This is a genomic window from Lentilactobacillus hilgardii DSM 20176 = ATCC 8290 (genome assembly GCF_000159315.1).
In the GTDB taxonomy this organism is placed as follows: domain Bacteria; phylum Bacillota; class Bacilli; order Lactobacillales; family Lactobacillaceae; genus Lentilactobacillus; species Lentilactobacillus hilgardii.
Genome location: NZ_GG669995.1, coordinates 132,773 through 145,262, shown reverse-complemented (window position 1 = coordinate 145,262; position 12,490 = coordinate 132,773). Strand labels below are relative to the sequence as shown.

At 40.6% G+C, this 12,490-nt stretch carries 12 protein-coding genes; 6 read left to right on the top strand and 6 right to left on the bottom strand.

Translation table 11 applies throughout. The annotated features are described in order from the left end of the window. Positions 1-11: 11 nt before the first annotated feature. The 3 genes from HMPREF0519_RS10320 to HMPREF0519_RS10310 all read left to right on the top strand — a co-directional run bounded on the left by HMPREF0519_RS10320 (position 12) and on the right by HMPREF0519_RS10310 (position 1,430). Positions 12-290, top strand: a complete 279-nt coding sequence (locus tag HMPREF0519_RS10320; RefSeq protein ID WP_003636014.1) for a PfkB family carbohydrate kinase — start codon at positions 12-14, stop codon at positions 288-290. A gap of 49 nt (positions 291-339) precedes the next feature. Next, on the top strand, positions 340-792 hold the full coding sequence (locus HMPREF0519_RS10315) for an NAD(P)-dependent oxidoreductase (RefSeq protein WP_003636013.1): 453 nt from the start codon (positions 340-342) through the stop codon (positions 790-792). 218 nt (positions 793-1,010) lie between these two features. After that, positions 1,011-1,430, top strand: coding sequence for a hypothetical protein (locus tag HMPREF0519_RS10310; RefSeq protein ID WP_003558300.1), 420 nt, complete (start codon positions 1,011-1,013; stop codon positions 1,428-1,430). Between the two features lie 69 nt (positions 1,431-1,499). Here the strand turns inward: HMPREF0519_RS10310 and HMPREF0519_RS10305 are convergent, their stop codons facing one another. From HMPREF0519_RS10305 to HMPREF0519_RS10290, 4 genes are all read right to left on the bottom strand, one after another. Further along, entirely contained in the window at positions 1,500-1,748 is a 249-nt protein-coding gene (locus tag HMPREF0519_RS10305; RefSeq protein ID WP_003636011.1) for an SHOCT domain-containing protein, read from the bottom strand. 141 nt (positions 1,749-1,889) lie between these two features. Next, positions 1,890-2,744, bottom strand: coding sequence for a tyrosine-protein phosphatase (locus tag HMPREF0519_RS10300; RefSeq protein WP_003552898.1), 855 nt, complete (start codon positions 2,742-2,744; stop codon positions 1,890-1,892). 253 nt (positions 2,745-2,997) lie between these two features. Beyond that, the gene (locus HMPREF0519_RS10295; RefSeq protein WP_035462317.1) at positions 2,998-3,906 is read right to left on the bottom strand and encodes a magnesium transporter CorA family protein; all 909 of its coding nucleotides are present in this window, start codon (positions 3,904-3,906) and stop codon (positions 2,998-3,000) included. A 295-nt stretch (positions 3,907-4,201) separates the two neighbouring features. Next, positions 4,202-5,572, bottom strand: a complete 1,371-nt coding sequence (locus tag HMPREF0519_RS10290; RefSeq protein WP_050768679.1) for an Nramp family divalent metal transporter — start codon at positions 5,570-5,572, stop codon at positions 4,202-4,204. A 256-nt stretch (positions 5,573-5,828) separates the two neighbouring features. On the opposite strand from HMPREF0519_RS10290, the gene HMPREF0519_RS10285 reads away from it, so the two are divergent. Continuing rightward, positions 5,829-6,488, top strand: a complete 660-nt coding sequence (locus HMPREF0519_RS10285; protein WP_003636006.1) for a TetR/AcrR family transcriptional regulator — start codon at positions 5,829-5,831, stop codon at positions 6,486-6,488. A 508-nt stretch (positions 6,489-6,996) separates the two neighbouring features. On the opposite strand, the gene HMPREF0519_RS10280 is transcribed toward HMPREF0519_RS10285, so the two are convergent. Next, the gene (locus tag HMPREF0519_RS10280; protein WP_040472794.1) at positions 6,997-8,370 is read right to left on the bottom strand and encodes an Nramp family divalent metal transporter; all 1,374 of its coding nucleotides are present in this window, start codon (positions 8,368-8,370) and stop codon (positions 6,997-6,999) included. Between the two features lie 225 nt (positions 8,371-8,595). After that, positions 8,596-9,066: a YbaK/EbsC family protein gene (locus HMPREF0519_RS10275; protein WP_225429149.1), complete on the bottom strand. Its 471-nt coding sequence runs from the start codon at positions 9,064-9,066 to the stop codon at positions 8,596-8,598. 371 nt (positions 9,067-9,437) lie between these two features. On the opposite strand from HMPREF0519_RS10275, the gene guaD reads away from it, so the two are divergent. Together guaD and HMPREF0519_RS10265 are read left to right on the top strand one after the other, a co-directional pair. Then, complete coding sequence (guaD, locus tag HMPREF0519_RS10270) at positions 9,438-10,781, top strand: guanine deaminase (RefSeq protein ID WP_003636002.1); 1,344 nt, start codon at positions 9,438-9,440, stop codon at positions 10,779-10,781. Then, on the top strand, positions 10,765-12,162 hold the full coding sequence (locus tag HMPREF0519_RS10265; protein WP_003636000.1) for a uracil-xanthine permease family protein: 1,398 nt from the start codon (positions 10,765-10,767) through the stop codon (positions 12,160-12,162). Before guaD ends, HMPREF0519_RS10265 begins: the two co-directional genes overlap by 17 nt. Positions 12,163-12,490: the final 328 nt, after the last annotated feature.

Genomic DNA, 12,490 nt, shown 5'->3' with positions numbered 1-12,490 from the left:
ACGACTCAATTATGAAATTTACTTTTTTCGGTGAACTGATGTTACGATTCAAACCTGCAGATTCTACAAGAATTATTCAGGCCACTTCTTTTGAGGCTCCATTTGGTGGTGTGGAATTAAACGTTGCTGTCTCACTTTCTGTATTAGGTGATCAAATCAGCTTTATCACAAAACTCCCCCAAAACATGCTCGGCGAGGCAGCCTTTTATCATCTTCGTGGTTATGGTGTTGATACAGCTAAAGTACTTCGAGGTGGTCAACGAATGGGAACTTATTATTTCGAAAAATAGCTGAGTGCTTCTTTGCGTCAGCACGTCTATAATCTTAAAGACGTCCCGATTGCCATTTACGACACCGGAAAGATCGGGTCAAAAATTGCCTATATTTGGAATAAAAACCATCGGTATAAATACCTCTGGGCATACAGTTCCCGGATTCGATCACTTTTTACCAACCCAAATCTCCTCAAAACAAATTCAGTCAGCCAAATTCATTGTTAATACAATGCCACTCACATCAAAAACTTCTCGTTACTTTAACCAAGACGTTTTTACTGCCTTTACCAATCAACCTATCTTTATTAATGCTGGCCGGGGCCCAAGTGTTGATACGGATGCTCTGAAGACAGCATTAAAAAATCATCAATTATCCGTTGCAGTTCTTAATGTCTTTGATCAAGAACTGTTGGACAAAGAATCAATACTTTGGGATATGCCAAACGTCCTGATTACACCACATATCTCTGGTGGCTTTTCAACTTACAATGAAGCAGCCTTTTTCAATTTTTTATAAAAATCTACAATCATATCTGGCTGACGGAACAGTCGCTGTGAACCAGGTAGACCTTAACAGAGGGCTATTAAATCGAATCCTTAACATTCAGGTAGCTTGATTCCAAGTAACCAACGCCGTCAAGAATGCTAATGTAAAAACACGCCACTTTATCAATCTACTGATGTATACTCAAACTAGCACGAAGATCAATACGTTAGAAAAGGAAGCGATTTTTGATGACATTACTTAAACCCGGTATCATCACGACAGCGGTCTTCTCATTTGCTTTATTTTCCGGCTCGACTGTTCTGGCAAAAGACACAGCATTAAAGCCAATTCCATCTACTTTGCGCGGAACCTGGAAAGGCTCCTACACAACAACGGACGCCGGTTATTCATTTACATTGACCGTCTCTAAATATCGTCTCACGCAGAATGGAATCAATTTTAATATGCAATCAGATAGGAATTCAAAATCTTCAACCGGTTTTATCATGAGCAATAAGCCAAACAAAAAGGGCTATTGGAAATTCACGTTAACCGTTAGTCATGACAAAATGTACCTTAAAAGAACCAAGAAAAATGGCAAGACCGCTTTGATTAGATATTCTTATGACACGCATCAAAAACCTGTTGTTCAGTACTTATATAAATAAAAATAAAGAAACCCGAACCCTTTTGACTTCAAAAGGGTTCGGGTTTCTTGTACCAAGCACAAGCAACATCTATTTGCCCAAATTCTTCTTGCGTTTCAAATACTCATCTTCACTAATTTTTCCCAAAGCATATTGTTCATCCAGTATTGCCATTGCGGACGATTGCTGATTTGACTGACGATTGGTACGAAAGGCCATGTACAACACGACTATTAAAATCACAATTAATGCAATTGTTAGATAGCTCATACCTGAACCCATCCAGCCCATGTGACCAAAACCAGACCAACCTGAACCGCAACCCCATGATCTCATCATTAAAATCGACCTTCTTTCTTTGTGTTTCCATCTTCATCATACCCCGGGCAGTATACAAATAACAACCCTTATCACACCATAAAAGCCACTTGAATAAAGGAATCCTCCTCTACCCAAGTGGCTCAATCTTTATTAAACGATTTAAATCAAATACTGTTTTCTGAGTTTTCTTTGCTGACGCTTGGAAATCCGCAACCCATTTACCAAATAGGCATCAATGGAGCCAAACTCCTTCTTAACTTCATCAAAAGCAGCATGAAGATAAGAACGATCAACGCCACCATCAACACGGGCCAATTCAAGTTCATCCCGACTGGCACCGGCCGTTTTCAAGGCTTCAAGACGTTTCATATTATGTGCTCGCAAGAAATCATTGGAAGCATCATAATCATCAAAAATAGTTGCCATATCAACACCAAGCACGTACATAATCAAAGCACCGCCCAGGCCGGTTCGATCTTTACCGGAAGCACAATGCCAAAGTACCGCTTTATCATTGGCGTTAAGAAGCGTCATAAATAAATCATGGTAGGCTTCTCTTGCACGCTGATTGGAAATATAGGAACGATAATGTTTCCGATTATTACGGTCATTAATGTGATAATGGAAACTTTCGTCCGTATCCACCGAATCATTGATGTATTTGACACCCGGCATCTTCATATCAGGTGCTTCCGCCACTTCCTGAGGACGTCGCAGGTCAAAGTCGATGCCAACATTATATTGATGAGTAAGTACTTGAATATCATTTTTAGTCAAATGGTTTAACCGCGCTGAACGTAGTAAAAGATGGTCTTTGATTCGCCGACCATCTTTTGTGACGAAGCCACCGAGATCACGAACGTTGAATGCACCTTCCAATTTAATTTCGTGATCCGCCTCTGATTTTGTTGGTGCTAATGTCTTAATTTGAACGCCTTGGGACTCGGAGATTGGGATTGCACCAGCTTCAAATGATGACGTTGATGTAGCAAATGCTGCACTGTTATTCTTCATTCTAATCACACCCCTTTTTCAGTCTCACAACCTTTAATGTAACACCATTATTGTAATTCGTTCAGTGATTGGTTTGGTGAATTACCCGTAAAGATTGCGTAAAAGTTAAGTATCGGTTAACTGACATGGAGATGGTAGAAGCTGATTAACACTATTAATTCCGGCAAACCGTTTTTTGCTTTTGGTCACGAAACGTGCTCCAAGAGACAGCTCCCTGCTTATATTCTGGGAACTAAACGTCTCTTTTCGCACGCTACATTTTGTGCCTCACCCTCAACATTATCAACAGCCACACAATCAACGTCACTGAGATCAGGATGACCAGTACCCACGCGTCCTCCATTCTTGATAACGGTAAAGCAACGTTCATGCCGTAAAAACCGGTAATAATTGTTGGTACCGCCATCGTTAACGACCAGATTGTCAGAAACTTCATTGTGTCATTCAAATTATTATTGGCAATGTTATTAAAGGTATGGTCAATTCGGTCAACCACCTGGGTTTCAATTTCAATCATTCGTTGAACCTGCTCGGCTTCAATCTGAACATCTTCAAACAGGTCTTTCTTGTCTTGATCAGCATTATTCCCAAAATAAGTTCTCGGTAATCGATTGAGTAAATTTAAATTAATTTGCGTTGCACTGGACAAGAATGTCAATGTCTGTTGCAAATGCGACAAGGCAATTAAATCAGCATTTTTTGTATTTCGATTAAGCATTTTGTCCAAATGATTTCGCTTTTTAGAAGCTTCCCTGGAAATTGGAATATAACTGTCCACAAGTGAAAACAACGTTTCCAAAATAAACGCATCCACTGTATGAACTTCTGGATTATCCGCTGCATCCCGCAACGACGCGGTAACTTCATGAATTCGACTTTCATTAAAAGTAAACAGCTTGCCCTTATGCAGCAGAATCGCAAACGGCCTGGTAATATAACGTAAGTTTTTCCGATCAATCGAATATGGTGCCAAGAAGATGAACAATTGATCACCCTCATTAATATCATGAACATAATTGGCACTTTCATCCTTATCAGTCACATAAGTCATGATGTCTTCATCGATTGCGTATTGTTTTTGAAGTTGTTGCCGCTCCTCAGCGGTGAGCCTTTCAGTTTCTATCCATTTGATACCAGCAACTTCTTTTTCCGGTTTTATCATCATCTAATCCCCCGTGCACTTCGTTTTCATTGGCATTACATTCATTCTACCGTATATAAGTGACGCTGACACATAAACCACCTATTAAATGTAGTTTGTTTTAATTTGCCGAAACGTGTAAAAAAAGCCAGACTCCGGCCATATAACGTCATAAAGCCAATATTCCTGATTTGGGAATATTGGCCTTATGGCGTTATACTCTGGAGTCTAACCAGCTTTTTTCACACTCTGTCAAATTCACTTATAAAGAGCATTTTCATCTCGCAAATTCTTTTTATAAATGGATTTGATTACCTTAAATGAGTCCCAAAGTTTGCAAAATCAGATAAACATTTAATCCGATCAGGACGACTGTCGCAGTCCATGCACAGTACTTAACCCAGTCCTTGTTTGCAAATTCACCCATTAGTTTCTTATCACTCGTGTACTTAACCAATGGAATAATTGCAAACGGTAATGCAACACTTAGGAAAACCTGTGATAGTGTTAAGAGATTTTCAATTTTGGCTTCATTTCCATGATAATAGATTGCAAAGATCAGTACCGGTGTGACTGACAATAACCGGGTTAACAGTCGTTGAGCCCACATTGGCATTCTCAGATGAATGAAACCTTCCATAATAATCTGGCCTGAAAGTGTCCCGGTAATTGTAGAACTTTGCCCCGATGACAGTAATGCAACAGCGAACAGCATACTTAACATCGGACTTGCAATTGAACCAACAATACTTGAATTTCCCAGTGCATTGAACAAGTCAACAAATCGACCAACCGTACTATGGGTACCGAAGAATAGAGCGGCCCCCAATACCAACAGGAGTGAGTTAACGATAAAGGCAATTGTTAACTGAAGGTTTGAATCAATCGTTGAAAACTTAATTGCCTTGGCCACATCTTCACGATCGTTTCGATCTACCGCCATGGTTTGAGAAATTGATGATCCCAGATACAAATCGTGAGGCATCACGGTTGCGCCCACAATTCCTAGAGCCAGATACAGCATCGATTTATTTGTCACAATATGCGTTGTTGGCAGATAGCCTGCAAACAATTGACTCATCTGCGGGCCTGACAAGAACACTTCATATGAGAAGACTCCCAGAATAACCAAAACCAAAGTTGCAACAATCGCCTCGATTTTTCCAAAACCCAACTTCATCAATACCAACAGCAGCAAGACATCTGCACTGGTAATTAAAATTCCGACAACCAACGGAATCTTAAACAACAGTTCCAACGCAATACCCGAACCGATAATTTCGGCCACATCGGTTGCCATAATGGCCAGTTCCGTCACAACCCATAATGCAAAACCGACTCTCTTAGTGGTATTCTCGCGGGTTAACTGAGCTAAATCCTTACCAGTGACAATGCCCAATCGTGCTGCCATAGATTGAAGCAGCATCGCAATCAAACTGGAAATCAGGATGACCGACAGTAAACTGTATTTAAACTGAGCACCACCGGCAATTGACGTAATCCAGTTGCCAGGATCCATATAACCAACCGCAATTAAAATTCCCGGGCCGGTATATGCCATTAAAGTTCTCAAAAATCCCGCGTCTTTTGGAACCTTGATGCTGCCATTTACTTCGTCTAAACTCTTATTACTGCCTTCTGTGCTTTCAAAGAAACGATGTTTTGATGATACCACGCTTTCACGCATTTTGAAGCCCTCTTTCATTGTCTTGAATTCAGGTTGGTTACTTGAGTGAGTACTCAATTAATTCCCACTGCTTATTATAGTGGCTTTGTGAAATTCGTCAACCTTTTATTTCCTTGAAAACGCCTTTATTATTGAAATAGTTGCTGATAAGTTTGGCATGCATAAATTTTTAATCAATTTATTGTAAAAATTCGATTAAAAGGTATACTAAAAAATGTAAAGTCAATTTCAATAAAAAAGGTGGTGTTCCCATATTTTGTTAACCAAGGTTTCATATAAACTATTCACAGAGAATCACGTTTTTGATGACCTAACCGATAAACAGTCAAAAATTCTGATTGCGGCTATTAAGGTGTTTGCTGAAAAAGGCTATTCAAATTCAAGTACCAAGGAAATAGCCGAGGAAGCCGGTGTTGCAGAAGGCAACATCTTTAGTCGATTCACCAACAAACGCGGTCTTCTCCAAGCGATCATCGATCCGGTTATCCAATCGATTTTCCCGGCAACCCTGAATAAATTTACAGATGCCCAAATCGTCGATAAATACACAACTTTACACGCCTTTATAGAAGCATCGGTAAAAGATCGGGTTCGGTTTATGGAAGAAAACGCAGATGTCCTCAAAATTTTTATGGCCGAAATGATTTATGATGACCAACTAAGAGCCGATTTCCAGGATCAGTTTGCCTCATCAGCCACATTTTACTTAGAAAATATCAACCGGAATCTTTCAATGTTTAAAGCAAACCAGTTCCTGGTTAATTGGGCAAACACTGAAATTCTAAGGATTATGTGGTCCGTGGTCGCGGGGCTGGTTGTCAGTTATTTATTTTTTAAGCAACCCGTTACCAGCACTGAAATCAACCATACGGTAGACGCGCTCACAAAAGCGTTAAGTCAGAAAATGGTTGATTAATTTGTTCCGCAGGGGTTGTTATTTATAACGTTTTCTATTATGATTACAGTGTAAAAGTTAACAAGATGGTACCAGATCAGGCAATGACCGGGTAATCAAAGGAAGGGACTGTCAAGTTATGACCTTATTGGTAATTGTAATTTTTTGTGGACTAAGTATGGGTGCCGGCCTAATCATCGAGGGCTGTACCTACTGGGAATGTCACTTCGGTGACTCCAGATCCAGGCCTACCCATCATGCGCAAAATCAAACCGGCCACCATCTACATTCCTGATGGCAATTACCAAGTCAAACAGTAACTAATTGAAAATAACCCAAATAAACCGATTGCGAACAGATCCTTTGATAACTGATCAATATCAAAGAATCATTCATCATAAAAGGACAATTGACTCGGAAAAAACTCCGGATCAATTGTCCTTTTGTATCATTTAGGTCAAGTCCCTTTATAAAGAACATTCCAATCAAGACGTGACTATTTTTTATAAAAGGAATGGCGTTTCTGTGATTAAAATGCATGGAAAGTTTGCAGGATCAGATAAATATTTAACACGACCAAGACTACCGTGGCAATCCAGGCTGCATATTTGACCCACACCCGATTGGCAAATTCTCCCATAATTGTTTTACTACTTGTAAACATCACTAATGGCACGATGGCAAACGGCAACGCAATGCTCAGAAAAACCTGCGAAAAAGTTAATAAGTTTTCAATTTTTGCTTCATTACCGTGATAATAAATGGCAAAAATGATCACTGGTGTAACCGATAACAGCCGTGTTAACAATCGCTGTGCCCATAATGGCATATGCAGGTGAATGAAGCCTTCCATGATGATCTGTCCAGACAACGTCCCGGTAATGGTCGAACTCTGCCCAGATGCCAATAGTGCAATGGCAAACAGCATACTTAACAGCGGACTGGCAATTGAACCAACAATCTTTGAGTTACTCAGCGCGTTGAACAAGTCAACAAATCGCCCAAGCTCACTGTGGGTGCCGAAGAATAAGGCTGCCCCTAAAATCAATAGCAAACTATTCACAATAAAGGCAAGTGTCAACTGAATGTTGGAATCAATCGTTGTAAATCGAATCGCTTTTCGAACCGCACCACGATCACTTCTATCAACAGCCCGTGTCTGAGAAATTGAAGAGCCCAGATACAAATCATGAGGCATAACCGTTGCACCAACAATCCCAAGGGAAAGGTACAGCATCGATTTATTAGTCAAAATATCCGAAGATGGAAAATAACCGGCCAATACCTGATCAACTTTAGGTCCGGATAGGAAGACCTCATACGCAAATACCAATAGGATAACGGCAACCAGGGTCGCTACAATCGCTTCGATTTTTCGGAAGCCCATCTTCATTAAAAGTAACAGGATCAACACATCGGCACTGGTAATCAAGATACCAATAATGAGCGGAATATTAAATAAAAGCTTGATGGCAATAGCAGAACCAATAATTTCAGCAATATCCGTCGCCATAATGGCCAATTCCGTGATAATCCAAAGGAAAAAACCGACTCGCTTGGAAGTGTGCTCCCGGGTTAGCTGTGCCAGATCTTTTCCACTCACAATACCCAATCGAGCAGACATTGCTTGAAGCAGCATTGCAATCAGGCTTGATATCAGAATCACCGTCAGCAGCTTGTAATTAAACTGGGCACCACCGGCAATTGACGTAATCCAGTTACCGGGATCCATATAGCCAACCGCAATTAGGATGCCGGGACCTGTATAAGTAAATAATGTTTGCCAGAAACCAGCGTTATCAGGAACTTCGATACTGCCGTTTACCTCATCGAGACTTTTACCTTCCTGCTCATCAAAGGAAAACAGTTTCTGTTTATCCGATTTCTCCTCATCATCTTTCATCTTTAGCCTTCCCTTCGTCTGACTAAATTCCATAAAAACAAAGGAATTTAATCAACTATTTTATCAACCAATTGCCACAAGATAGTATATACTAGTTATGATTTTAGTCAATAAAAAAGAAGACCGGATTATTAGAAATCACGGTCAATTAAGTATTTAATCGAAAATCGGTAGAAATAAAGCGTACATAATCATTACAATTATATTATTATTTAAGTGAAGCCATTATGCCCAGTTTTTGCAGACATCTACCCACTTTTCAGCTTTTGCACAAGCTTCCAATTCTTTAAGTGATAACTTAACTGCACTGTGACTATCTCCGGCTGCCGGAAAAATAGTGTCAAATCTTTTCAGTGAAACATCCAGGTACGTTAAGACATTTGCTTTCACCGCAAACGGGCAGACACCACCCGGCGCGTGACCAATGTATGCCTCAACTTCTTGGCGATGAATCATCTCCGCGCGTTTATGGAAGGCTTCCTTATATTTATGATTGTCAATCTTTGCATCCCCAGCCATAACCACCAAAATCGGCTGCTCATCAATCAATAACGATAACGTTTTAGCGATATGTTCCGGTTCACATCCTAAAGCTGCCGCGGCATCCGCCACCGTTGCACTTGATTGATCCAATACTTTAATCCGTTCCAAAAGCCCTAAATGCTCGAAATATTGTTGCACATTCTTTCTAGACACGATTATCAATCCTTTCAGTTGTAACTTGTTAATAGCATATAATGTTTGCAAAAATTAGTAAACGGTTAGAAAAAAATTAATATAAAATCTCTCCTTTTTGTATGCAGATGAATTGTTCCGTTCTTAAATCGGTAAAAAAGACTTCCACCAACAATCATGAAGGTATACCCGCCACATTTAAATATTTATCGAGTAAACACGAACATTAGAATTAAATTTAATTTCGTCTTTCGTATTGAACAATGATTACCTACAGTCTATAATAACGGCTATAAAGTAATGCGAATTATGAATTAAGTATCAGCAATAAAGTTCGTGTTTTGCTTAATTACTTTTTAATGAGGTGAGCTTTATTTCGATTACAACTATTATTGAAGGGGTCCACCATTACATCAACCGGACCCGAAACCATTTCTTTTTTGCCCCATCAACTGATTTGTATTGATAACGGTGGTTACATTAGCCGCATTATTGATCAGACAGATCCAGACTATTCATCAACTCGAAATGCCGCAAAACGTCAAAATCAACTGATTTCTTTAAATGAAGATGACTTCCTGCTACCTGGGTTTATTGACCTCCATGTTCACGCACCACAATGGCCAAATGCCGGGCTTGCGTTGGACAAGCCGCTCAATGAATGGCTGAACGACTATACCTTTCCACTTGAAACCAAGTATAAAGAGGTCGCCTTTGCCAAGAAGGTTTATAATCATTTAATTCGGGAACTGGTCGATAATGGCACAACTTCGGCACTTTATTTTGGCACTATTCATAACGAAGCCAATCTTGAGTTGGCAAAAGCTTGTATTCGCCATCAACAGCGTGGCTTTATCGGTCAGGTAACAATGGATAACCCTGATCAAACACCAAGTTATTATCGGGATGCTTCAGCAAAACAGGCCATTAGTCATGCGGAAACATTTATCCAGCAAGTAGTCGATTTGAATCGAACAGCCGACTTAAAACAAACGCCTGTCATAACACCCCGTTTTGTGCCGAGTTGTACCCCTGAATCATTAGCAGGTCTCGGTGCATTGGCCAAAAAATATGATCTGCCCATCCAATCACATTGCAGCGAAAGTGATTGGGAAAATGACTACGCGTTGACTCACTACCATAAGAGGGACGCTGAAGTTCTTGATCAATTTGGATTACTAACGGATAGGGCCATCATGGCTCACGGTACCCTTTTAAACCAATCTGATCTTGACCTGTTTAAAGAACGTGGGGTTGCCATTGCCCACTGCCCAATCTCAAACGCCTATTTTGGCAATGCTGTTCTGCCGGTTGCCAAAATCCTGGCCCAACAAAACAAAATTGGTCTTGGCACTGATATTTCCGGTGGCTATTCACCAAGTCTGTATCGAAACATTGATCAGGCGATTGTGTCATCCCGAATGCTTCATGATGGTGTTGACCAGGCACTGCCACCAGCGAAGCGCGGTACCAGTATTAATGCAATTACCGCTAAAAACGGCTTTTATCTGGCAACCGTCGGCGGTGCTCAAAGTCTACACCTCAAAACCGGTCAAATAAAAGTCGGTTACCTGGCGGATCTGCAAGTGGTTAAAGCACCCTATCCGACTTTTACAGATCAAACTCCGGATGATATTTTTGAAAAAATTATTTATCACACAACAAAGAACGACATTAAACAGGTCTTTGTTCAAGGAAAACTCGCAAAGGAAGGTCACTATGAAACGCAAAGATAACGGTTTACTTTATGGTCCCGAAGATAAGGTTTCATACTTTCAATCAGGTCTTTTGGGCCTTCAACATGTTTTGGCAATGGATGTATACGTGCCGCCTTTGATTATCGCTGGTTTACTATCAATGAGTGTGGTCCAGAAAACCGGTTTTTTACAAGCTGCCTTTCTAGCCTGTGGCATTGGTACCATTCTTCAAACCAAATTCTTTATGAAGCTGCCCGTATCACAAGGGCCGTCGTTTGTGCCAATCGGTGCCGTCGCTGGAGTGTATCTGGCAAATGGCGGTCCTAACGGCGGAATGGCAACCGTACTCGGTTCATTAATTGTCGGTGCCGTTTTATTGATTCTGCTGGGCCTATCCGGTATCTACCAAAAAATGATTAATACCTTGGTACCCGCACTGGTCGGCGGCACAATCATCACTTGCGTGGGACTGTCCCTGCTTCCTTCCGCATTGAACGACAATATTTTTAAAGCAACGGGTAACGTTGGTCAAAATATCGAAATTGCTGCTATAACCGGTTTTGTCATGTTGCTTGCTATTACCATCGGTATTCGGATTCCCCAGTTGCAACGATTATTCCGAGTCAGTTCAATCATTATCGCTTTGATTGCTGGAACAGTGGCTGCCTCATTCATGGGACGCTTCGATTGGTCATCAGTTAATAACGCACCCTGGTTCAGCATTCCCCAGTTCACATCATTTCACTATGGTTTTCACTTTTCATTACCTGCAATTTTAACGTTCATTGTGATTTATATGGTACTAACTACCGAGACAACCGGTACCTGGTTTGCCATGAGCGCCGTTGTCGGTGAAAAGATTTCTAAAAAACAATGGAATCAGGGGATTATCGGTGAAGGGCTCAGCTGTTTCTTTGCCGCTATTCTCGGAACAACCCCAATGACCGGTTACTCAACCAACGCCGGTGTTATTTCCATCACGGGTGTTGCCAGCCGTCGAGTATTTATTTCAGCCGGCATTTGGTTTATCATTCTCGGCTTTTTCGGTAAATTATCCGCATTCTTATCTGCTGTGCCAGCACCGGTTATTGGCGGGATCTTTTCAATTATCTGTGTCATTATCATGTTAAACGGTTTGAATGTCATTCGTTATCTTGACACAAATGAAAGTGCCATTTATATTCTGGGAATTCCAATTGTCCTGACAATGGCTGTTATCCTGGTACCAAGTCACCTTGTTAACAGCACACCACAGATTATTCAATATCTCTTAGGATCTCCTATCACCATCGCGGCAGTCAGTGCCATTATCTTGAACCTGATTATGGGCGATCATCGTCCGGAAACAGGTGCCATCGATGAACCCAAAGAATCCAAAAAGACAGTTAATCACGATACAAAATTAGCAGCCACAAAGTAATTAACCTGTTTTAAACACAAAAAATCGTCGAACATAATGTCCGGCGATTTTTTGCACCTAGCGACTTGCAAATACAACAAAAGAGATCGGTAAATTGAAGGATGTTCCGGTCTCTATTCTTTTTATTGAAGGATAATATTTCAGTTTCAAATCTGATTAAACTAACTATTAGTGATGTACCGGCTATTTTAACAACCAGCTATGACCCGATCCAAGTACCCTTCATACTGACTAGTATAAAAAGTAATCGAAAAGTCATCTGCTGGAAGCCCCCACTGCCAACACAATTAAGAATAATCCCCCAATTAATCATTATTATAGCATTGTT

Excerpts from the sequence above, each read along its gene's own strand:
- HMPREF0519_RS10320 (WP_003636014.1), top strand. The coding sequence starts at position 12 with ATGAAATTTACTTTTTTCGGTGAACTGATGTTACGATTCAAACCTGCA.
- HMPREF0519_RS10310 (WP_003558300.1), top strand. The coding sequence starts at position 1,011 with ATGACATTACTTAAACCCGGTATCATCACGACAGCGGTCTTCTCATTT.
- HMPREF0519_RS10305 (WP_003636011.1), bottom strand. The coding sequence starts at position 1,748 with ATGATGAGATCATGGGGTTGCGGTTCAGGTTGGTCTGGTTTTGGTCAC.
- HMPREF0519_RS10300 (WP_003552898.1), bottom strand. The coding sequence starts at position 2,744 with ATGAAGAATAACAGTGCAGCATTTGCTACATCAACGTCATCATTTGAA.
- HMPREF0519_RS10295 (WP_035462317.1), bottom strand. The coding sequence starts at position 3,906 with ATGATAAAACCGGAAAAAGAAGTTGCTGGTATCAAATGGATAGAAACT.
- HMPREF0519_RS10290 (WP_050768679.1), bottom strand. The coding sequence starts at position 5,572 with ATGCGTGAAAGCGTGGTATCATCAAAACATCGTTTCTTTGAAAGCACA.
- HMPREF0519_RS10280 (WP_040472794.1), bottom strand. The coding sequence starts at position 8,370 with ATGAAAGATGATGAGGAGAAATCGGATAAACAGAAACTGTTTTCCTTT.
- HMPREF0519_RS10265 (WP_003636000.1), top strand. The coding sequence starts at position 10,765 with ATGAAACGCAAAGATAACGGTTTACTTTATGGTCCCGAAGATAAGGTT.